The 20,604-nt window shown below is 55.3% G+C and carries 17 protein-coding genes and 2 pseudogenes; 6 read left to right on the top strand and 13 right to left on the bottom strand.

Features of this window, described 5'->3' with window-relative positions:
* Positions 1–14: 14 nt before the first annotated feature.
* Positions 15–1,010 carry a selenide, water dikinase SelD gene (gene selD / locus C5Y44_RS04390; RefSeq protein WP_105323834.1) on the top strand — a complete coding sequence of 332 codons (996 nt, stop codon included), beginning with the start codon at positions 15–17 and terminating at the stop codon, positions 1,008–1,010.
* A gap of 613 nt (positions 1,011–1,623) precedes the next feature.
* Here selD and nrfD read toward each other — a convergent pair.
* The 5 genes and pseudogenes from nrfD to C5Y44_RS13575 all read right to left on the bottom strand — a co-directional run bounded on the left by nrfD (position 1,624) and on the right by C5Y44_RS13575 (position 7,992).
* Entirely contained in the window at positions 1,624–2,733 is a 1,110-nt protein-coding gene (gene nrfD / locus C5Y44_RS04385; protein WP_105323833.1) for an NrfD/PsrC family molybdoenzyme membrane anchor subunit, read from the bottom strand.
* Complete coding sequence (locus C5Y44_RS04380) at positions 2,734–3,843, bottom strand: 4Fe-4S dicluster domain-containing protein (protein ID WP_105323832.1); 1,110 nt, start codon at positions 3,841–3,843, stop codon at positions 2,734–2,736.
* A 173-nt stretch (positions 3,844–4,016) separates the two neighbouring features.
* Positions 4,017–7,199, bottom strand: a pseudogene (fdnG, locus tag C5Y44_RS04375) (formate dehydrogenase-N subunit alpha); the annotation flags it as partial.
* A gap of 98 nt (positions 7,200–7,297) precedes the next feature.
* Positions 7,298–7,594: a hypothetical protein gene (locus tag C5Y44_RS13580; RefSeq protein ID WP_369831069.1), complete on the bottom strand. Its 297-nt coding sequence runs from the start codon at positions 7,592–7,594 to the stop codon at positions 7,298–7,300.
* A complete protein-coding gene (locus C5Y44_RS13575; RefSeq protein WP_369831068.1) occupies positions 7,591–7,992 on the bottom strand; it encodes a PIG-L deacetylase family protein in 402 nt (133 codons plus the stop codon). The genes C5Y44_RS13580 and C5Y44_RS13575 overlap by 4 nt, the downstream gene beginning before the upstream one ends.
* A 199-nt stretch (positions 7,993–8,191) precedes the next feature.
* On the opposite strand from C5Y44_RS13575, the gene C5Y44_RS04360 reads away from it, so the two are divergent.
* Complete coding sequence (locus C5Y44_RS04360; protein ID WP_105323829.1) at positions 8,192–9,562, top strand: dicarboxylate/amino acid:cation symporter; 1,371 nt, start codon at positions 8,192–8,194, stop codon at positions 9,560–9,562.
* A gap of 470 nt (positions 9,563–10,032) precedes the next feature.
* Here C5Y44_RS04360 and C5Y44_RS04355 read toward each other — a convergent pair whose 3' ends face one another.
* Both C5Y44_RS04355 and C5Y44_RS04350 read right to left on the bottom strand, forming a co-directional pair.
* Positions 10,033–11,013, bottom strand: coding sequence for a PRC and DUF2382 domain-containing protein (locus tag C5Y44_RS04355; RefSeq protein ID WP_105323828.1), 981 nt, complete (start codon positions 11,011–11,013; stop codon positions 10,033–10,035).
* 20 nt (positions 11,014–11,033) lie between these two features.
* Positions 11,034–11,270, bottom strand: coding sequence for a hypothetical protein (locus C5Y44_RS04350; protein ID WP_105323827.1), 237 nt, complete (start codon positions 11,268–11,270; stop codon positions 11,034–11,036).
* On the opposite strand from C5Y44_RS04350, the gene C5Y44_RS04345 reads away from it, so the two are divergent.
* The gene (locus C5Y44_RS04345; RefSeq protein WP_105323826.1) at positions 11,269–11,916 is read left to right on the top strand and encodes a mismatch-specific DNA-glycosylase; all 648 of its coding nucleotides are present in this window, start codon (positions 11,269–11,271) and stop codon (positions 11,914–11,916) included. The two genes, C5Y44_RS04350 and C5Y44_RS04345, sit on opposite strands and share 2 nt — an antisense overlap.
* Before the next feature lie 15 nt (positions 11,917–11,931).
* The gene (locus tag C5Y44_RS04340; protein ID WP_105323825.1) at positions 11,932–12,882 is read left to right on the top strand and encodes an arsenic resistance protein; all 951 of its coding nucleotides are present in this window, start codon (positions 11,932–11,934) and stop codon (positions 12,880–12,882) included.
* On the opposite strand, the gene C5Y44_RS04335 is transcribed toward C5Y44_RS04340, so the two are convergent.
* Both C5Y44_RS04335 and C5Y44_RS04330 read right to left on the bottom strand, forming a co-directional pair.
* Positions 12,872–14,794 (bottom strand): MFS transporter, encoded by a 1,923-nt coding sequence (locus tag C5Y44_RS04335; RefSeq protein WP_233189827.1) that lies wholly within the window; start codon positions 14,792–14,794, stop codon positions 12,872–12,874. The genes C5Y44_RS04340 and C5Y44_RS04335 overlap by 11 nt on opposite strands.
* Before the next feature lie 280 nt (positions 14,795–15,074).
* Entirely contained in the window at positions 15,075–16,271 is a 1,197-nt protein-coding gene (locus C5Y44_RS04330; RefSeq protein ID WP_369831071.1) for an MFS transporter, read from the bottom strand.
* 201 nt (positions 16,272–16,472) lie between these two features.
* Here C5Y44_RS04330 and C5Y44_RS04325 point away from each other — a divergent pair, with 201 nt between their 5' ends.
* Complete coding sequence (locus C5Y44_RS04325) at positions 16,473–16,976, top strand: MarR family winged helix-turn-helix transcriptional regulator (RefSeq protein WP_105323822.1); 504 nt, start codon at positions 16,473–16,475, stop codon at positions 16,974–16,976.
* A gap of 22 nt (positions 16,977–16,998) precedes the next feature.
* Here the strand turns inward: C5Y44_RS04325 and C5Y44_RS04320 are convergent, their stop codons facing one another.
* Entirely contained in the window at positions 16,999–17,370 is a 372-nt protein-coding gene (locus tag C5Y44_RS04320) for a zinc ribbon domain-containing protein YjdM (RefSeq protein ID WP_105323821.1), read from the bottom strand.
* Between the two features lie 79 nt (positions 17,371–17,449).
* On the opposite strand from C5Y44_RS04320, the gene C5Y44_RS04315 reads away from it, so the two are divergent.
* Positions 17,450–17,848: an OsmC family protein gene (locus C5Y44_RS04315; protein WP_105323820.1), complete on the top strand. Its 399-nt coding sequence runs from the start codon at positions 17,450–17,452 to the stop codon at positions 17,846–17,848.
* Positions 17,849–17,920: 72 nt separating this feature from the next.
* Here C5Y44_RS04315 and C5Y44_RS04310 read toward each other — a convergent pair whose 3' ends face one another.
* The 3 genes and pseudogenes from C5Y44_RS04310 to C5Y44_RS04300 form a co-directional block, all read right to left on the bottom strand.
* Positions 17,921–18,067 carry a hypothetical protein gene (locus tag C5Y44_RS04310; protein ID WP_233189826.1) on the bottom strand — a complete coding sequence of 49 codons (147 nt, stop codon included), beginning with the start codon at positions 18,065–18,067 and terminating at the stop codon, positions 17,921–17,923.
* A gap of 125 nt (positions 18,068–18,192) precedes the next feature.
* Positions 18,193–19,231 (bottom strand): annotated as a pseudogene (locus tag C5Y44_RS04305) (alanine:cation symporter family protein).
* A 541-nt stretch (positions 19,232–19,772) separates the two neighbouring features.
* Positions 19,773–20,537, bottom strand: a complete 765-nt coding sequence (locus tag C5Y44_RS04300) for an isocitrate lyase/phosphoenolpyruvate mutase family protein (protein WP_066837954.1) — start codon at positions 20,535–20,537, stop codon at positions 19,773–19,775.
* Between the last annotated feature and the right edge of the window lie 67 nt (positions 20,538–20,604).

The following is a 20,604-nucleotide window of genomic DNA, read 5'->3' as shown; positions in this document are numbered from 1 at the left end:
GTAGGTTGGGGAATATGACACCAAAACTTACCTCTTTCGCGGCTGGTGGCGGCTGCGCGTGCAAGATTCCCGCAGGTCAGCTTGAATCCGCCATCGCCGGACTCATTGGCAATGATGACCCCAACGTCATCGTGGGATTAGAGGATGGTGATGATGCCTCCGCCATTCGCATCAACGGGGATACCGCCGTGATTTCCACCGCGGACTTTTTCACCCCGATGCTCGATGACCCTTATGACTGGGGCCGGGTGGCTGCCGCCAATGCGCTTTCCGATGTCTACGCCATGGGCGGCGACCCCATCACCGCCATCAACCTCGTGGGCTGGCCCGTTGACCTGCTCGGATTAGATATCCTGCGCGAAGTCCTGCGCGGCGGCATGGATGTGTGCAACGAAGCTGGCATTTCTGTTACCGGCGGGCACTCCATTACCGCGCCCGAGCCCATCTACGGCATGTCAGTCACCGGCATCGCGGATCCTGCCAAGCTCATGCGCAACGATGCCGCCGCCCCCGGCCTTCCTTTAACGCTGACCAAGGGCATCGGCGTGGGCATTTTTAACAACAAGCACAAAGCCACCGGCGAAGTCTCTCTTGAAGCCGTAAAGTCCATGACCACGCTCAACCGCGAGGCGTCCAAGGCTGCGGTTGCCGCTGGCCACAAGGCCGCAACTGATATCACCGGTTTCGGTTTGCTCGGTCACCTGTACAAGATGTGCCGCGCTTCCGGCGTCAACGCTGAAATCAACTTCGCCGACGTTCCCGAAATTCCCGGCGCCAAGCAAGCACTTGCCGATGGCTTCGTTCCCGGCGGTTCCCGCCGCAACCTCGACTGGGTGCGCGAACACCTCGACGTCGCCAACTCCTCACTTACCGAGGAAGACCTGGTCTTCCTCGCCGACGCCCAGACCTCCGGCGGCCTGCTCGTAGTAGGCGAAGTCCCTGGTTATCCAGTCATCGGCCACACCGTTGCCCGCCCATCCAGCGCTGGCGCTTATATCACCATCAACTAGTCCCTCCCCCTGCCGCTTTCCTTCCACCACGCGGCTTTTATTGAACTATCTGCAAGCCTCGCGGGTTTATCCCGCGGGGCTTGTCCTTTGCCTTTCCTCCAGCACCCCGATTCCCCATCGCTCCACCTCCCGCATCCCCTTCGCGGCGCGCGTACCCTTCGCGCTCACCAGAAGCGGTCTCCTCCCCAGAACCTTCTCCCCCGTGAGCGCGAAAGGCACACAAGCATCCAACCCCGGTGGGCATCGTCTCGCAGCGCGCTCCAACACGCCTCGAGTACTCCTCGAGTACGCCTCATGTCCCCTTCGCGCTCACCGAAAGGACCGCAATCGGAACAAGACGACTTCTGGTGAGCGAGAAAGGCGCATCGCGAGGTCAGCGGAGAAAGCCCGCCAAGAACGAAGCTGCTTCCCTTCCCTTGATTAGCCCTAAAACGCACTGTGTCCCCTTCGCGCTCACCGGAAGTGCTGTCCTCGGGACTGGGGCTATTTTGGTGAGCGCGAAGGGGACGCGCGGGGCGAGGCGACTGTGTTTAGCCGCGGTTAGCAGCGGTTGGCAGCGGTTGGCAGCGCTTCGCAGGGCTTGTCGATGTCTAGCCGTGTACCCGAAGAGGCGCTACTTAGTAGTAATCACTGAATTTGTAAGTCCGGAGTCGCGAAGGCGAGCTTCGGCGCGACGCTTTTGCGGGCCGATCGTTGCCTCAGGGTCTTTGGCAGATTCGAGGCCGCCTTCAAGGACGCCTAAGCGGGTGCACAAAGAAGCCGCTGCGAGACAGCCGCCAGCAACAACGGAGACAGCGCGGGACTTGGTTACAGATGCAAGTGCGGTCCCCACACCGCCGGCAATGGCGAGGTACTCGGATGCTTTCATCAACTTGCCGGGCTTGCCCTCTTTGAGGTGCTTGACATGCTCGGGTTCCATGTTGTCTTCCATGACCCGGACCATCGCTAAGTCGCCGGCCACACCAGCTAGCGCGAGCACGCGAGCGGGAGCCGCGTTCTCGACTGGGGTGGTGATCATCGCTGTGCCGGCCGAAGCTAGAGAGGCCGAAGCCACAAAAACGTACGGCAAGTGTTTCTTGGCGCCGTTCCAGGTGGGATTGGAGGTATCGGCAATCAACACAGCCGTGTAGCCAGCCAAGGGGCCGCCGAGTACAGCAGAAACAATTCCGGCGGGACCAGCCGCGGTGTGCAGAACACGGTGAACAACGTTTGGCAAAGGCAACACGTTCTTGGTCATCTCAGCGGCCTCGGAAGCAGCAGCAACAGCAGCTGCACCGGAAAATCCGCCGAGCAGCCACGAGCCCATGTTCATGGGCGAAGATGCCTTGAATACGCGGAACATGTTGTAGAAACGCTCGGGTCGACCAAGGTCCAAAATGAGAAATACCGAGCCAAGGCCTGCTGCAACAATCGAGGTCAGCCGGGTAGTACGCAGCAGTGGTTTATTCGACGTTGCCTGTGCACCGGCACCGAGCAACGCCGAACCGCCGCCGATGCCGCCGAGCCAAAAGTACACGCCAATCGGCCACTCCCATGGTGGAGCTTTGACCACTGGTTGGCCGTAGTAGTTGGCGAACTCAAAGTCCATCGCCATGCGCTCTTCGCGCGTACCATCCTGCGCACCCGCACCGCGCTTTTTGCGCGAACCGTTGCCCTTTTTCTTCTTGCCACCGCGGTAGCGGCGCTCGTATCCGGGCGGGCGATACTCGTCAAAATCCGGCATCTACTTCCCTCCTCTACCAACTAAAAACGATGCTGCGACGGCAATGCCCATGGCGCCAACGGCCTTTGCAAATGTCTTCGCCATCGCGGGCAAATCGGCGGTCGGGACACGCGGATCTGGTGGAAGACCGTAGACCTCTGGAGAGTCCAGCAGCAAGAAAATGGAGCCTGTGCCACCGACGCCGTCTTCGTTGTTTGCGCCGTAAAGGCGCGCCTCGGTCTGACCTTGACGGTGTAGCTCAGCCACGCGCGCTTGTGCTGCGGCCAGCATGTTCTCATAAGTACCGAACTGGATGGAGTCCGTCGGGCAGGTCTTTGAGCAGGCTGGCTGTTCGCCCATCTTCAAACGGTCGTAGCACATGGTGCACTTTTGAGCCACGCCAATATTCTTAATCGGCATGGTCTCACCAGGGACGTGGTCAGGACCTTGCGGGCGCAGTTGCTTCAGCTTCTTAAACACGTTAATGCCCGCATGTTCAGGGACTTCTTGGGCTTCGACGTGGTTGGCTTTGAGCGAGACACCGCCGTCTTCGCGGCGCTCGATAACCCCGAACGGGCAGCCAGCAACGCAAGTACCGCAACCATTGCAGACATCATCTTGGACCACGACAGTGCCAAACTCGGTACGGAATAAAGCACCGGTTGGGCACACATCCAGGCAGCCAGCATTGGTGCAGTGCTTGCAGACATCAGAGGACATCAGCCAACGGAAAGTATCAGTATCCGGCGGGGTCGTATCGGCACTTCGGGCCGAGGCGGTATTCGCCGAGGATGCATCGACAGGCGAAGTGCCAATCGTCGGCATTCCCAGCGAGACCAGCTTGGCACCTTCCTCGCGTGCTTTGGTAATCCGCTCATTGTCTTGCTCAATAAACGCCACGTGGCGCCACGTATTCGCGCCCAGCGCGCCGGTGTTGTCGTAGGAATTACCGGTCAGGTTGTAGCCCTCGACCGGGTTGCGGTTCCACTCCTTACACGCCACTTCGCAGGCTTTACAGCCGATGCACACCGACGTATCGGTGAAAAAGGCCATGCGCTGGTAATTGTCATAACCGTGCGCGTGCGAATTCTCAGTTAGCTGATTGGTCGTCTGATTGGTCGCTACCGTCATTGCTTTTCGCCTCCTTCCGTATCGCCTGTTTCAGAATCCGGGACTTCGCCCATCGCTGAGCCATGGTGTGCAGAACCATCGGCGGCGCCAGGCTCGCTTGTCGATGTCTCCACCGTCTCCTTATCCACCTTATTCGGAATAAAGAGGTCGATCGTCGAAGTACCATCTAGTTGCTGCGCATCGGGATCGATAAGCTCGTTGCCGGTGTCCAGCGTCAATCCGGCACGACGCTGGTATTCCTTGAGCATCTCCAGGCGCGCCTTGCCGCGTGGGCGTCGGCCGGCCTTGATTTCACATGCACCGACCTTGGAGTTTTGAATGAACACATTCGGCTCCAAAGTCAGACCAAGCAAGTCATTGGCACCGTCACCAGTAACTGGCGAGGAACTGGATTGGCCGTAGTGGAAAGGCAGACCGATCTGGTGGAAATCCTTGCCATTGATGGTCATGGATTCCATGCGCTCGGTAACAAGCACGCGAGCTTCAATCACGCCACGCGGCGAAATGATTGTTGCCCAGCCACCGTTTTCCAGGCCACGCTTTTCCGCCAGAACTGGGTCGACTTCTACAAACAAATCTGGCTGCAGCTCTGCCAAATATGGCAGGCGGCGGCTCATCGCACCCGAGGTATACATCTCCGTGAGACGATACGTGGAGAACACCACTGGGTAGACCTCAGAGCCTGGCTCACCAACCATTGGCTTCGACAGGTTGTCCGGACGCTTGATGGTCAAACGTGTCGGCGACTGCTGCTGGCTGTACAAAATATTGCGTGCCGGCGACTCATGTGGTTCGTAGTGGGTCGGCAGGGGTCCATCGGCAAGCCCCTTCGGTGCGAACAACCAGCCGCGGCCATCTGCCTGCATGATGAAAGCATCGGTGCCGTCAAGGGCTGCGGGGCCCTTGGCATCGACAGGCGCGCGGTACGACGGGTCCAAGTTGACCGGGAAGTCCGGTACGTCATCGCCCGTCCAGCGGCCAGCCTCTGCGTCCCACCAAATGTACTTCTTGCGCTCCGACCACGGTGTGCCGTCGGGCGCAGCGGATGCACGGTTGTACAACATGCGGCGATTCGATGGCCATACCCAGCCCCATTCCAGCGCAACCTCGTTTTGCGAAGAGCCTGAAACCTTGCGCGCAGACTGGTTGATATTGTCCTTGAACACGCCGGAGTAAATCCAGCAGCCGCCAGACGTCGTGCCATCAGGCTTCATCTCTGTAAAGCCAGGCAGCAGCTGCCCCTTCTTCGGGCCGTCTAGGTAGTAACCGTTGATTTCGCGCAGCACGTCTTCGGGATCGGGCTCACCGTGCGAGTTTTCCTCATAGTTCCAGTCAATCGCCAACAACGGCGCATCCATTGGATCAGTAGATCCAGCAAGCTTTTCACGAATCCTCTTGCCCAACTGGTAGAAGAACCACAAATCGCTCTTTGCATCTCCTGGTGGATTTGTGGCCTGGAAACGCCACTGCAGCATGCGCTGGGTTTGGGTAAAGGTACCGGCCTTTTCTACGTGCGTTGCCGCAGGCAGAAGGAATACCTCGGTGCCGATATCTTCGGTCTTGAGCTCACCAGTCTTAATCTCCGGTGAGTCATACCAAAACGATGCTGTCTCAATTTCCTGGAAGTCACGGACAACCAGCCACTTCAAAGAAGCTAAGCCGCGGCGCTGCATGCTGCCATTGGACTGGGCGACCGCTGGGTTTTGACCGAAGACGATATAGCCTTCGACGATGCCGTCGAGCATGCCCATCAAGGTTTCATAGGTGGAATGCGCGCCGTTGATGCGCGGCATGTAATTCCAGCCCCAATCATTGTCCTTGGTGGCGTTCTCGCCCCAATAGGACTTCATCAAGCTCACTGCGTAGTTTTCACGCAGACCCCAGAAGCCCTTTTGGTCTTCCTTGGCAATCGCATCGAGGAAGCCGTTCCAGTCGCCGTGGTCGGCGTGAGGCATCGGCAAGTAGCCCGGCAAGTTATTAAACAGCGTCGGGATATCAGTCGAGCCCTGAATAGACGCGTGTCCGCGCAGCGCCATGATGCCAGAGCCAGGACGGCCAACATTGCCCATCAACAGCTGCAAGATCGCAGCGGTGCGGATGAACTGTGCCCCCAGGGTGTGCTGGGTAAAGCCCAAGGCGTAGGCAAAGACCGTGGTGCGCTCCGGATTGGAGTTCTGCGCAATCGACTCCGCCAAGTAGTGGAAGTCTTCCTGAGAAATACCGCAGGTCTCTTCCACAATTTCTGGGGTGTAGCGGGAGTAGTGGCGCTTGAGAATCTGGAAGACCGTGTTCGGGTCCTGCAAAGTCTCATCACGCTCAACATTCCACGAAGAACCTTCAGGCTTTTGCACATACTGCCACGAGTCCGTGACGTACTTGCCGGTCTCTGGGTTGTAGCCAGAAAACAGCCCGTCTAAGTCTTCGGTATCGCGGAAGTCCGGCGAAATGATCGACGAAGCATTCGTGTAATTAACCACGTAGTCGTGGAAATACAGCTCATTATCAATCATGTACTTAATCAAGGCGCCAAGAAGTACCACGTCGGTGCCGCCACGAATAGCAACGTGTCGGTTCGCAAAAGCCGAGGTACGGGTGTAGCGAGGATCCACGTGAATCACACGCGCACCACGCTTTTTAGCTTCGACAACCCACTGGAAGCCCACTGGGTGGCACTCGGCCATATTCGAGCCTTGAATCAGAATGCAGTCAGCATTCGCCATATCCTGCAGTGGCTGAGTTGCGCCACCACGGCCAAACGAGGATCCCAAACTGGGAACCGTGGCGGAGTGTCATATACGCGCCTGGTTTTCGACCTGCACCGCGCCAGCTGCCGTAAACAGCTTCTTGATAATGTAGTTTTCCTCATTATCCAAGGTAGCGCCGCCAAGTCCTGCCACACCCATGGTGCGGTTTAAAACGCGGCCTTCATCATCGGTGTCCTGCCATTGATTGCGGCGGGATTCAATAAAGCGGTCCGCAATCATGTCCATTGCGGTTTCTAGGTCGAGGTCTTCCCACTCAGTAGCATGGGGCGCGCGATATTTAATCTTGGTAATTCGGGTCGCCGAATTGACCAGCTGCTCAGAGGCAGCACCTTTCGGGCACAAACGTCCCCGCGAAATTGGTGAGTCCGGGTCGCCTTCAATATGAACAACCCGGTCATCTTTGACATAGACCCGCTGCGAGCAGCCCACAGCACAGTAAGGGCAGACAGATTGAACAACTTTGTCTGCCTCTACGGTGCGCCCGTGCAGGTTTTCCGATTTTGCTGACTGGGTGGATTTATCCCGGCCAAATAGATCGCCGCGCTTCATCTGGCGCACAACCGGCCAATTCAGCGGACTCAACTTCGACATAGCCTTAAAGTTACCGGATGAAAGTACTTTTCACACCTTGATCCGATACATATCGTCCGAAAGATGGAACACGCAAAACTAGCCCCGACTTCGCCGGATTACATATTGACAACCCGCAGGCTCAGGTACTTTTCTTCCCCCTCGCCGCTCACCATGGCGGGGATAAAATCAGCTGGCTTCGGGTGGTCCGGCAACGCGTCCGGGTAGGCCTTGTGCTGCTCCAGCGAGCGCACACCAGCTTGCACGTCAGCATCGCTAACGCGCAAGCGGTGAGTCGGGGTGGAGCTTCCAGAAATCAGCAACCGGTCAGCCTTCCACGGCTCTTCGTCCAGGTCACGGTGCGTCCAAGGATTATCAGCATCACGGATGGCATCGGCGACCACTTCACCGGTCACGCGGTGGTCAATATGGTTAATCCCCCATCTTGCCGAGAAATCAAAGTTGATAACAGCCACAGTATCGGGCTTGAATTCCCGAATTTCTTTCGCCACAGCTTTGCATACATCCAGGCCATATCCCATCTCACCGTCGGGAAATTCCGGATGGTCAGATGCTCAACGCCGACTTCCTGACAGGCAGCTCGCTGCTCATCAGCACGCAGAGCTTTGGTCTTCGCCGGTTCCATGTCGCGGATGCCAGCTTCGCCCGCGGTAAGCAGCAAGTAGCCCACCTCTTTGCCCGCCGCAGTGAAGTTATTGACGGCAACAGATAGTCCATATTCAGCGTCATCAGGGTGGGCAACCACCACGAGCACGCGTTCAATTTCTTCTACTTTTAGCAGTTCAAGGTCCATAACATCCCATCATGCCAAAGGTTTTCGCTCCCCGCCTTGCTTATCGATGCACCCTCGCCCTTCACCACGGGAATGTTCCTTTAAACACATGACGTTGTGTTGTTATGAATTTAAAGCTAAAGTAAAACAGTCAAACAAACTGATCGGTCTATTCAATTCAAACCGAGCGGTCTAGAAATTAAAAAGAAAGGTGCTGAGCGTGTCTGATACGGCAACTAGCTCGGAATCAACCAAGCAGAAGAAAGCCGGGCTGCCCAAATGGGCAACGGGCTTCGGCGCACAGGTCTTCGCCGGCCTGATTGTCGGACTTATTTTAGGTTTCGTCGCCTCTGGCATGAGCTTGCAGTGGCTAAGTGATCTCCTCAGTGGAGTCGGCAACGCTTATGTCCAGCTGCTGCGCGTGATGGTACCACCACTGATCTTTGCCGCAGTAGTTACTTCCGTAGCCAACCTGCGCAAGGTCGCCAACGCAGCCGCATTAGCAGTATCCACCCTGGTGTGGTTTGCGATTACGGCATTTTTATCCGTTCTTGTTGGCATCGTGGTCGCACTAGTTATGCGCCCAGGTGTTAACTCCACCGTTGATCCATCCTCCGCGGCAGATCCTTCTCGCGTGGGCTCATGGACTGCGTTTATCCAATCGATTGTGCCGGATAACTTTATCGGCCTGTCTGCATCGACAAGCGATGATGGCGTCTCGTTATCTTTCGCGGCGCTGCAGCTGCTGGTTATCTCCTTGGCTATTGGTATCGCTGCGGTTAAGGCTGGCGAAGCTGCCGACCCATTCCTGCGCTTTACCGAATCCTTCCTCAAGGTCATCCAGGTTATCTTGTGGTGGATCATCCGCCTGGCGCCAATCGGTACCGCCGCGCTGATTGGTAAGGCTGTTGCCACCTACGGCTGGGACGCACTCGGTTCTTTGGGCAAGTTTGTCCTGGCCATCTACGTCGGCCTGGCGCTGGTTCTGATTGTGGTCTACCCAGCAGTGATGAAGTTCAACGGCATCAACACCATTGAGTTCTACAAGCGCGTATGGCCAGTATTCTCCCTGGGCTTTGTCACCCGCTCCTCCATGGGTGTTATGCCTGTTACCCAGCGCGTGACCGAACGCTCCATGGGTGTACCTAGTGAATATGCATCCTTTGCCATCCCGCTGGGCGCGACCACCAAGATGGACGGCTGCGCATCTATCTACCCTGCTATCGCTGCAATCTTCGTGGCACAGTTCTACGACATCGAACTGACGCTGACGCACTACCTGCTGATCATCTTTGTCTCCGTCATCGGCTCCGCCGCTACCGCTGGCACCACCGGGGCAACCGTCATGCTGACTTTGACCCTGTCTACCCTGGGTCTGCCACTGGCTGGCGTTGGTCTACTGCTGGCTGTCGAGCCAATCATCGATATGGGCCGCACCGCAGTCAACGTCACCGGCCAGTCCCTGGCTGCGACCATCGTGGCCAAGCGCGCCAAGATCCTGGACCAGGACGTCTGGGACGCTGGTGCCGAGGGCATCGAAGCTGCAGTCTCCCCTTCCCACTCCAAGGCAAAGGCTGACGTCAACGCCTAAGCCCTGCTGACTTATCGAGCGGCTCGCACCAAAATATTTCGGTGCGAGCCGCTTTTGTTTTCTTTTAGCTTCCATGCTGTGGTTGCGCCGATGCCCCGGCGCCCGCGATATCCCCATGTCCCAGACATCCCAGATGTCCCAGATGTCCCCTTCGCGCTCACCGAAGCCGACCGCCTAGCCAACAACACTCTCCCGGTGAGCGCGAAGAGCGCATAGCTCCTCGTATCTTAGGAAAACGCAGAGATCCTCAACTGATGTACTCTTCGCGCTCACTGGAACTACGAGCCTGGCGAGCAACGGGCATTTGGTGAGCGCGAAGGGTACGCGGCGGGTGCATGGAAGGTGTATGGAGGAAAATCCGGTTCGGAAGGAAGACGTTACAAAGCATAAAGACAAAGGAAACGCCCCGTGCGAACACGGGGCGTTGCAAAATGCCTATTTCAAAGGCGAACTCACATCTTTAAGTAAGGCTACTTATCGTCGAAACTGTCGATGCCATCAGCATCGATTTGTTCCTTTCGAACTTCGTCAGTCACGCGCTCGGTATCGGAGACTTCTTCGGTGCTGAGGTTTACTTTTTCTACTGGGACGGTTTCCTTATTTATTACAGGGCGCTCTTCGTGAAGCATGACTGAAGCATCTTCAGAACCGTTAGCGTCAAGCCCACCGGATTTGGCTTGCGCCTCGGCTTCTTCTGCGGAGATTGGTGTGCGTTCGACGCGGACTTCTTCGTGGGAAACGGGAACTTCGACAGTCTCAGTTTCAGTGACTACGTACTTGCGCAGGCGTGCCTCACCTGTTTCGACGCGTTCGGTGCCGACGTTGAGGTGTTCCTCATTACGAATCAGTGTGTTGTCGTTGCTGGAAGCGGCGGGTGCTTCGGCCGAGTTAGTGCTGGTACCAGCGGATGCAGCTGCACCGGCAGCTCCGGCACCTGCTAGACCAGCGCCAGCCCCAGCCCCAGCTGCGCCCACCGGGCCACCATCGAGGTGGGATTGCTCTGCTGTGGTGTCTGCTGCGGCACCAGTGTGGGACGTGCCGGTGTAAGGGTCCTCGGCGAAAGTGTTCTCGTTACCCGAGCGTTCGTCGTGCGGGCGTTCATTGCGGGGGCGTTCGCCGCCGGTGTAGCCATCAACGTGTGAAGATTCAGAGACGCCGTAGTGCTGGTAGATTTCAGTTTGCTGCTCGGGAGTAAGCGGCTTGTCGGCGTCGAAATTTGGGGCGCCTTTGATGCGATCTTTGGCATAAGCCAAGGTCAAATTGTCGCCGTCGAGGGAATGTCCGCGCAGCGGTACAAGGGAGTTGCCCATGCCGAATAGGCCATGATTGACGTCGACGAAGGTGGGTTGGCCGGAAGAGTCGTCGACAAATACTTCGTTGACATCGCCAACTTTGTCGCCGTTGTTGTCATATGCGGTTGCGGTGAGAAGGTCTTTTACGTTTACTGACATGAAAAAGTGTCCTTTCCTCATCAAGAGATATTGAGGTAGTGCATTTCTTTTCTTGCCGTCACGCTCCCCATCGACCCAGCTTGGGCATTAATTTCTATTCTCTTGGAGCGTTGGGCCCCACGGTAAAGAAAAAGTTTGGCGATTTCATTCGTGGTGAGAATAAGTTCGATGGGGATTGGCGCGAATTTGCTGCGCACGTTACCAATTACAAGTTGGTAAAGATCGCCGGCGGCGCTGGGAACTAGGATAAAAGGCATGAAATTCGCTCCCCGTCGTCCCTCGCCCATGAATGGCCACAAGCCCACCAAGCAGGATTTAGAAGGGTTTCGGCTGGCGGCTGTTGATGACATCCTTCCCGCTGAGGATGAAACCACGCGGTTGCGCATGCTTATCGTCGGGGTCAACCCGAGCCCCTGGACAGCGGCGGTCAATGCGCCGTTTGCACACCCGGCGAATCGGTTTTGGCCATCGCTTTTTCGCAGTGGCGTCTTAAGCCAGCTTGTCGATGCCTCCCGTGGACTTCCCGCCTCAGTTCTTCAAGAGTTCGCGGACAAGCGCATTGGGCTAACTAACTTCATTTCTGAAACGGCAACGGCACGCGCAGATGAACTGACTAGGGAGCAGTTGCGGATGGGGGCAGGGCGCATCGTTAAGCTAGTGGCGAGGCTGCGGCCCGAGTCGGTGGCGGTAGCTGGCATTACTGCCTACCGTGATGCCTTTGGGCTGCGCAAGGCGAAGCTCGGGCTGCAAGACCCGGAGTTGGTGGATATTCCTGCCGGCTGGCCTGCCGATGTGCAGTTGTGGGTGGTGCCGCAGCCAAGTGGCATCAATGCGCATGAAAATATTGAGTCACTGGGGCAAAAATGGGCGGCGGTGTGGAATGCCACTGAACCGACTGGGTAAATAAAAGGAGATTTAATGGTTGCCTGGTTGGAAAAGCACCAAATCTGGATGTATCTGATTGCTTTGGCAATCGGTGCGGTTCTAGGGCTTACGGCTCCAAGGTTGGGTGCGCCTTTGGAAACGGCCATTAATCCGGTGCTGGGGCTATTGCTTTATGCCACGTTTTTGATGGTGCCTTTAGCCCGCTTGGGACAAGGATTGAAAGATTTTAGATTCCTTGGCGCCTTAATGGTGGTCAACTTTGTCCTGGTGCCTGTGGTGGTTTTCCTGCTGACCAGGTTTATTGCGGGTGACCAGGTGTTGTTGGTCGGCGTGCTCTTCGTGCTTTTGGCACCGTGTATTGACTACGTCATTGTGTTTACCCATTTTGCTGGCGGTGCGAGTGAGCGTTTGCTCTCTGCTACTCCCCTGCTCATGATTGGGCAGATGCTGTTGCTGCCTGTATATCTGTGGCTTTTCGTGGGCACGGAGTTTGTCCGTTCGGTAGATTTTGTACCGTTTTTAGAAGCCTTTGGACTATTAATTGTTGCTCCGTTGTGTGCAGCCGGGCTGACGCAATTTGCTGCTGCGCGCACAAGTTGGGGTAAGAAATTAGCAGATGGTGTGTCTGCGGCGATGGTGCCGTTGATGATGGCGACTTTGGCCATCATCGTGGCTTCGCAGATTTTTAAGGTCTCTCACCAGCTCGGCAAACTCGTTGTGCTCGTCCCGCTTTATATTGCTTTTGCGGGGCTTATGGTCGCCGGCGGCGCGGTTGTTTCGCGCGCGGCCGGGCTCGGTATTTCCAGCCAGCGCGCGGTCGTCTTTAGCGGCGTGACCCGCAATTCCCTCGTGGTGTTGCCGCTGGTGCTGGCTCTGCCTGCGCAGTTTGAACTTGCACCTTTGGTGGTGGTGACCCAAACCCTAGTGGAGCTGTGCATCATGCTGGTGATGATTTGGGCCCTGCCACGGATTCTTAAACCATAAGCTGCACTTGGTGCTCAGTCTCAAGATAGTTTGCGATTGCTAAACGATTAATCGCAGAGCGGCTGATGATACCCACCATGGAGCCGTCACGGTTGGTGACGGGGACTTTCTTGAGGTGGGCATCGGAAAGCGCGGCGATGGCATCGGCAAGCGATGCCGTTTCAGACAAAGAAATGACCTGCGTGGTTGCCAACTGCATGATGTTGAGTGTGCTGAGTTCTTGCATAGCATCGTCAAGCTCTTGCTTTTCGTGCACGGCGAAGGAGTAGAAATTCACCGAGCTGGGGTGGGCTGCGGAGAGATAGCGCATGATATCGCCATCGGAGATAAAGCCCACGAGCTGGCCGTTGGGAGCCACAATTGGCGCGCCAGAAATTCCCAGAGAAGTGAATTTGTATAGCGCTTCTAGGACCGTGTCGGATGATTGCAAGGTGTAGACCTCAGTCTTCATAATCCCTGCGATAGCCGACTGCGGCGCCGAGGTCTCTGCTGGTTGAGCTTGTGGTTTGCGTGCCGCATAGGCACGAATGGCGATGATGATTCCAATAACGGAAGTAACAATCACCAAGATGGCTGCTGCGCGGAATCCTGTAATTAGCGCATCAACTTCTGCCTGACCGGCATCCAACTGCATTTGGCTCACCATGCCGTAAACACCTGCGGCTAGTGATGTGCCCACGCCACCGGCAATTTGGAAACTGGTGGAAATGACCGTGACACCGTGCGGGCTGGAACGCTCGTCGAGGTGCGACAGAGCAAAGGTCTGGGAAGGGCCGATGACAAATGCGGTAGCTAATACAGCCGGGACATAAAGCGCGCCGAATAGCACCAAGGAGGTCTGCCCTGCTGCCAAGCCGACGAGCCCAACGAAGATAGCCATGACTGCGAAACCAAGCGGAATGGAGAGGCGTCCGCCGAAGCGGTCGAACCATCGACCAGCAATTGGGCCAAGAACAACAGTGAGCAAAATACCGGGCGCTAGGGTCAACGAAGCGCTCAATGGTGCGGTGCCGCGGGCTGCTTGCAGGAACAGCGGGATGGTGACATTCATAGCAAAGACAAAAAGCAGTCCCAGCATGGTCATGGCAACGCCGCGGTTGAACGCTGCTGTTTTAAAAGGCGTGAGATCAATAAGTGGGTTGGCAATCCGGTTTTGGCGCCGGATGAATGCCCACAGGAACAGCAAGCCGACGATGATTGCCCCGCCGGAGATTACGATATTGCCGCCAAACACTGCGGAGACGCCGTAAAGAATGCCAATTAGAGCTACCGCGACCAGGATAAAAGACGCGATATCAAGAACTGGTCGGCCAAGCTCAACGACTGTGTACAGTACGAAGGCGCCGGCGATAAGCACGATAAGTACAAGTGCCGCGAATACCCACATCAGCGTCTTCCATGGCTCAATGGTGAGTAAAGCACCAGATAGCACGATGGCTAGTGAGGGGCCAAGCGTTGTCATCGCGGCCATGATCCCCATGTTCATACCGAGCTTGTGCCGAGGTGACACGGCTAGGGTGATATTCATGCCAATTGGCGTGAGTAAGCCGGTGCCAATGGCTTGCAGCAGTCGCCCGCCAAGCAATGTGGCAAAGTTTGGTGCTAACGCGCCGATAATGGAGCCGACAACCATGATGGCGGTGACTGAAATAAACAGCGCTTTGGTTGGGAAGCGGCGGTATAAGACGTTCGCTACTGGCACAAAGACTGCGGCAATTAAAAGATAGCCAGTGGTTAGCCACTGGACGGTATTAACGTCGACACCGAAATCAGCCATAATGGGGGCGAAAGCGACGTTGAGAAATGTTTCATTGAAGGTAGCTAGAAAAGCTGCGGCGGCCGCAATCGTAATCATCCATCCTGGGGATGATTTAGGTTTCGGTGGGGTGTGGGCATGAATAGATGAATCCATGTAGTCTCCTGACAATCAGCGGGGATGGTGCTCGAGCGTGCCGTGCCAGAAGTCCTGGGCTCTGAGGGACTTCGCGTGTCGTTTCGTCGAATAGTTCTGGCCAGCTTTGGCCACCGAATTAAGCTAACAGAAAATTTTATTCTTCATAAGCCAGCCCCCATTTTCGCAGTTCACGCGCTAAAGTTTCCAAGAAAAATAAGGCTGCGTGACTGAAAAAATTCTAGTCACGCAGCCTTATCGATTTCCTGTGAAGGAAATATTCACTTGCCTCAAATATTTACTATTGAGCCAGAACCATGGTTTCAACCTCCTTGACTACACCGTGCTTTGCACGCTCGGTGCGTGCGTGGGTGAACAGGTAGTAGATGCCGGCAATAACGCCAACGCCGGCGAGCACCGCATACATCGAGCCATAACCAATCGCGGAAACCACTGCACCAAGGATGACTGGGCCGAAGCCGAAGCCGAAGTCAACGAACAGGAACAAGGTGGAAAATGCTGACCCGAACTCGCTCTTGTCGACGACACCAACAGATACTGCTTGAGCAGCTGGCATCAAGGTGCCGTATCCCAGACCTGCTAGCACGCCAGAGACTACAACATGCCAGTTGGCGGTAGAAAGCGAGAGCACGATAAATGAGATAACAAAGAAGACGAGACCAAAGTAGATCACGCTGTTATCGCCCCGGCGGTCTTGCAATTTACCAAGGTAGGAGCGCATCACGAACATGGAGATGGCGTAAGCGATAAAGAATAGGCCTGCGCCAGTAACAACGTCGCGGTTTTCAGCAAAAGCGTTGATATGTGCGATCACGCCGGAGTAGGCAAAGGCTACCAGCAGCATGAACAGGCCAATCGGCAAGACTTTAGGGTTAATGATGGACTTGAAGCTGAACTTAATGGGCTCAGCAGCATTGCCGTTTTCATCCAGCTCTGGCCCTGGGTCGGAGGTGCGGAAATAGATGACTAGCGAAGCGATCAAAGAGGCAATCGAAATGCCGAGGACGACAACGAAGAGGACTTCGTAGTTGAAAGACCCCAGCAAAAACAGTGCTAGCGCTGGGCCAATAGCAGCCGAAACGGTCGTTCCTAAAGCCAGATATCCAGTGCCTTCGGAGCGGCGTGCTGAAGGAATAAGTTCCTGGACCATCGCCATAATCGCGGTGCACGCAAAGGCATAAGCTACACCGTGGAAGAAGCGGTCAGCGTAAAGCAGACCTAGAGAATCGATGGGAATATACAGTGCGCACGCAATAGTGGTCGCGATGACGGAGACCACCACAATTTTGCGGCGACCGAAGCGGTCAATAATGTACCCCGAAACCAATCGGGAAAAGACTGCGCCGATAACAATCGCACTGGCAGCAAAGCCAGCTTCGGTTTCAGATGCGCTGAATTCCTTGGTTGCGTAAAGCGCCATCGTGGTGATGAGGAAATAGAACACCAAAAACTGCAGGAAGTTGGCGATCCACCCCATGATAAACGTCGGCGTAAAGAGTTTGACCTCTTCGGTTGTGTTCACGTTTCTCCTTACTTCAGTTGCTTTGCACTATGCAATTCTATGCCCATCAACGCTATACCCCTTTATTGCATCATGCAACTGTGCTGATAAGATAGATTTTTATTAAGACGGTGCTTAAAACACATTCAAGCAAATCACAAGGAGTGGGCGTAGATCATGACAGCGGATTCCAACGATCCAAAAGAGCACGACGACAGTGAAACTCAGGCGCTTTTAGATCACATCGCTTATGAAGTCGTCTTGATCACCCGGTACGCGGCGCAAAATCTCCCCACGATTAAGCGCAAATCCATCATGGACCGCAGCGCACTGATCCTTTTGGCACGCCTTAAGGCCCAAGGCCCCATGACTGTTAACGAGCTGGCGGAAGCGTTTGGTTTGAATGTTTCAACGGTGCATCGACAGCTCAAGGCAGCAATTGCCAATAATCTCATTGAAACTTTCGATGACCCCGACAATCCTGCGAAGCTTCACCGCCCCACTCTTGAAGGAATGGATACCTTGGGGCGCGAATTGGCTGCCCGGCGAGAAGATCTAGAGAAAATCTATGCCGACTGGGACCAGGAAGATATCGAGACTTTCGCCCGCTTGATGCAAAAGCACAATACTTCACTCGAGGCATACTTGGAGATGCCGTGGCCGCGCCCACACAAGGATTAAGCTTCGCTTGTCGATGTTTTAACTACGACTTCTTAACCACACTGGACTTAAGGCGCATGGGCCCAAATCCAGGGACCTTCGCTTCAATATCGTGGCCATCAACCGGGGTTTCTAGAATTCGGATGCCGCTGACTTTGGTACCAATCTTGATAGCACCAGAGCCCTTAACCTTGAGGCTTTTCACAATGCTGACGGAGTCACCGTCGTTTAAGACATTGCCCACGGCATCTTTAATGACGTTGGAATCAGTGGCAGACACATCACCGGATGCGTCTGCGGATGAGGCATCACCTTCGACCCATTCATGGGCACACATTGGGCAAGCCAGAAAGCCACCATTTTCATAAGTAAATTCGCTGCCGCATTCTGGGCAGGGCGCTAATGCATCAGACATAAACTGCAGATCCTACCCGATACGCACCCAATTTCCCAGCTCACAGCCTGAAAATGGGTTTCAGTGCTAGCCTGGAAGCATGGCTATGAAAGCAACTCGCACCAACCCGAACGAATACACCGTCACTAATAAAGATGGCACCTCGTTAAAGGTCTCGCCGCACGGCACGCCAGGCGCATTTTCCCCGGGCGAGCTTCTGCAAGCAGCACTTTTGGGCTGCGCTTCCCTATCTGCTGATATGCAGCTAGCGCACATGCTCGGCAAAGATTTCCATGCCGAAGTTGAGGTGAAGTCAACAGAAGAAGACAACCACATCACCGAGATGCTCTTTAAATTCCTCATTGACACCGAAGGCCGCGATGAGCAAGAGCGCGAAAAGATAATCAAGGCGGCAGCGAAAAAGATTGAGCAATTGTGCATCGTTAAGCGATCACTCAATAAAGGCATTGCCACCCACACGGATATCTCCGCGAAATAAAAGGCACGTAAAAAGCCCCGGGACGGTCGATAAATAAATCAGCCGTCGCAGGGGCATGGAGCTAAACGATGTTTAGCCGTTCAAGTTTTTCAGCGCCTGTTCGATGCGTGCAGCGGCAGCAGCGGAAACATCAGCCATTGGTGCGCGAGGGGAACTAGTTGGGAAACCTTGCAGGTCAAGCCCCTTCTTCACGGCTGCGATGAAAGGCTCAGAAATCATCGCGTCGATGACTGGGTAGACCTTATTCCATTCAGTACTTCGATACTAAGAGCCTTCGGCGTAAGCAAGAGAACCGCTGCCATATTCAGCCAAGCTAAAAGTCCGTATGCGTTATCGCCTGCTACTTACATCGCATCAACGGTGATGACACAACCGATGAAGGAAATAGCCAAAGCGCCAACCTTGACAACGTTTCCTAGGAAGATGTTGCGTTTTTCTCCCAAGAGGAAGACCAGGTTGGTTGTCGCAACGTAGAAGAAAAACACCTGCGAGGTAAATGCAAAGAGGAAGATAGCAATCGCGACGCTTCCCCACCCTAGTAGTGAGAAATCAATCGCGTGCTGGACAACGTTGGGTCCAGCAATTGCGCCGGGCACCTGGTCCACAATCATGTTTCCAGCTGCATCCTTGACGTGGTAACTGTCAGTGAGAAACACCATGATGCCGGTAGCCATGCAAATCAGCAGCAAAGGTGCCCTCACCAAAACCAGTCGCGGAAGCAAAGATCGCGCGGCGCACGCCCCAGGCCACGGCGTGACCAATGATGCCGCCGAAGATTTGATCGAAGCCGAAACCACAGGTCAGGATAAGCGCAATTGCTACTGGCAGCTCGTCAAGGTTCAAGACGATAAGCAGCAGTGCGGTGATCACGTAGCCAATCGCTATGAAAGGAACGATGGTTTGTGCAACCTGCACAACGCGCTTGGCGCCACCGATGACAACTACACCGTGCAACCCGGTGATGACTAGGCCTGTTCCCCACGGCTCAACGCCAAGAGCCTGGTGTGCAGAAGAAGCAATGTTGTTGGACTGCACGCCTGGGAAGACAAAGCCGTAGCCGATGAGCGCGGTCAACGCGGCGACGAGCGCAAGCCACCGTGGTTTCAAACCGTATTTGATGTAGTAGGGCATGCCGCCGCAGTCTTCGCCGTGCACGCGGCGCTTGTACAACTGCACCAGAACCGCCTCGGCATTTGCACAGGTCGAGCCGAGCAACCCGGTAATCGCCATTCACATGATGGCACCAGGGCCACCCATGGCGATAGCGGTAGCGACACCGGCAATACTGCCGACACCAACGCGCGAAGACAGGGTCAAAGCAAGGGTTTGGAATGACGACAAGCCGCCATCACCAGATTCGCTGTCCTTGAGCTGGCGAATCATATCCGGCAGGCGACGAAACTGCACTGCCTTGGTTACAAAAGTGAAGAAAACTCCGACTGCTAAAGCAAAATTCGCCAGCGGATTCCAGATCCACTCGCTGACCGTAGTCAATAGGTTCATGAGCTCTTCCACCCGGTTGGTGACCCCCATCTCGGATGGATAAACTCATGTTATACACATTTCTGACCTTGTCGAGTGACTGGCCAAGGCTTTCTTACTACGTACAGATTTTTCACGATTTTAAAGAAAAAGCTTGTGCTAGGTCACACGCCCATGTACGTGCGTGATCGCACATCACATATCAAGCGATTAATTGTCCGTGAGAGGTGATGTCACCCACGTGTCCCAATTCAACTGACACCCACACGAGGACACCTGCTGTAAGTATTCAAACCCGAAGGTCGCGGCGCCACAGGCAGCGACGGAATACCCACACAGCCCTGTTCGTATTTAAAAATCAAACGCAGTAGGACGTTAAAGTACTCAATGGCACGCCGTTAAAATGCTCAATGGCAGGCCGTTAAAGTGCCTTTAGGCAGCTTTAACGCCAGGCTTTGAATTGCTCTGCCGAAGCCGCACCGAGCCACTTCTGCCACAGTGGGCCGAAGGTTACGCGGCGTACGCCCAAATCTTTCAGTGCTGCCAGGTCTCCTGCTCCGTGTCCGTCGACTGGATGCGCGGTGACATTGACTGGAATGGTTACGGCATCGACCAAAGTCTGCACCTGCTCAGCAGTCTTCAAAGCCACTGGGTAGACCGAACGTGCTCCTGCCTGCTGCATTAATTGAATGCGCTTTGCTGCCTCTGCCAGTGGATCTTCGAATACATCTGTGCCTAAACGCACCGCATCAGTGCGGCCGTTGATGACGAAATTGACCCCAGCAGCATCGGCGGCTTCGCGTGCCGCAGCGATGTAGTCAGCATGCTCTTGGGCATCGCGTACGCGGTCGCCTTCAGTGTGCACGACGTCTTCAATATTGGCGCCGACAGCACCCGCCTCCAACAAGCGATTGATCAGTACGGCTGGCTCTAGACCATAGCCAGATTCCACGTCCACGGAAACCGGAATGCTGACCTTCTTGGTGATTTTCGAGACAACGGCGAGGTACTCAGAAAAGTCCATGTTTTCGCCATCGGAGCTGCCGGTGGCATCGGCAACCGGGTGGCTGCCAACGGTTATTGCTTCAAACCCGGCTTCTTCCGCAACTGCTGCGGACCAAGTATCCCAGGCAGTTGGTAAAACCAAAGTGTTTCCAGATTCATGTGCTTGTGCGAGCTTGGCGGCTAGTGCTTGAACGTCAGTCATTTCGTGCTCCTTCGCGGTTATAAGCCTGCGCAAAATACGTTAGGCTGTGGAAATTGCTGCGTCTTTA

The sequence above is a fragment of the Corynebacterium sp. J010B-136 genome (assembly GCF_002967075.1).
Lineage (GTDB): Bacteria > Actinomycetota > Actinomycetes > Mycobacteriales > Mycobacteriaceae > Corynebacterium.
Note: the sequence above shows the minus strand (reverse complement) of the source record. Positions and strands in the feature narration are given on the sequence as shown.

Coding starts and splice junctions, on each gene's coding strand:
- selD (WP_105323834.1), top strand. CDS start 15: ATGACACCAAAACTTACCTCTTTCGCGGCTGGTGGCGGCTGCGCGTGC.
- nrfD (WP_105323833.1), bottom strand. CDS start 2,733: ATGCCGGATTTTGACGAGTATCGCCCGCCCGGATACGAGCGCCGCTAC.
- C5Y44_RS04380 (WP_105323832.1), bottom strand. CDS start 3,843: ATGACGGTAGCGACCAATCAGACGACCAATCAGCTAACTGAGAATTCG.
- C5Y44_RS13575 (WP_369831068.1), bottom strand. CDS start 7,992: ATGGACCTTGAACTGCTAAAAGTAGAAGAAATTGAACGCGTGCTCGTG.
- C5Y44_RS04355 (WP_105323828.1), bottom strand. CDS start 11,013: ATGTCAGTAAACGTAAAAGACCTTCTCACCGCAACCGCATATGACAAC.
- C5Y44_RS04345 (WP_105323826.1), top strand. CDS start 11,269: ATGAAATTCGCTCCCCGTCGTCCCTCGCCCATGAATGGCCACAAGCCC.
- C5Y44_RS04350 (WP_105323827.1), bottom strand. CDS start 11,270: ATGCCTTTTATCCTAGTTCCCAGCGCCGCCGGCGATCTTTACCAACTT.
- C5Y44_RS04340 (WP_105323825.1), top strand. CDS start 11,932: ATGGTTGCCTGGTTGGAAAAGCACCAAATCTGGATGTATCTGATTGCT.
- C5Y44_RS04335 (WP_233189827.1), bottom strand. CDS start 14,794: ATGGATTCATCTATTCATGCCCACACCCCACCGAAACCTAAATCATCC.
- C5Y44_RS04330 (WP_369831071.1), bottom strand. CDS start 16,271: ATGGGGTGGATCGCCAACTTCCTGCAGTTTTTGGTGTTCTATTTCCTC.
- C5Y44_RS04325 (WP_105323822.1), top strand. CDS start 16,473: ATGACAGCGGATTCCAACGATCCAAAAGAGCACGACGACAGTGAAACT.
- C5Y44_RS04320 (WP_105323821.1), bottom strand. CDS start 17,370: ATGTCTGATGCATTAGCGCCCTGCCCAGAATGCGGCAGCGAATTTACT.
- C5Y44_RS04315 (WP_105323820.1), top strand. CDS start 17,450: ATGGCTATGAAAGCAACTCGCACCAACCCGAACGAATACACCGTCACT.
- C5Y44_RS04310 (WP_233189826.1), bottom strand. CDS start 18,067: ATGATTTCTGAGCCTTTCATCGCAGCCGTGAAGAAGGGGCTTGACCTG.
- C5Y44_RS04300 (WP_066837954.1), bottom strand. CDS start 20,537: ATGACTGACGTTCAAGCACTAGCCGCCAAGCTCGCACAAGCACATGAA.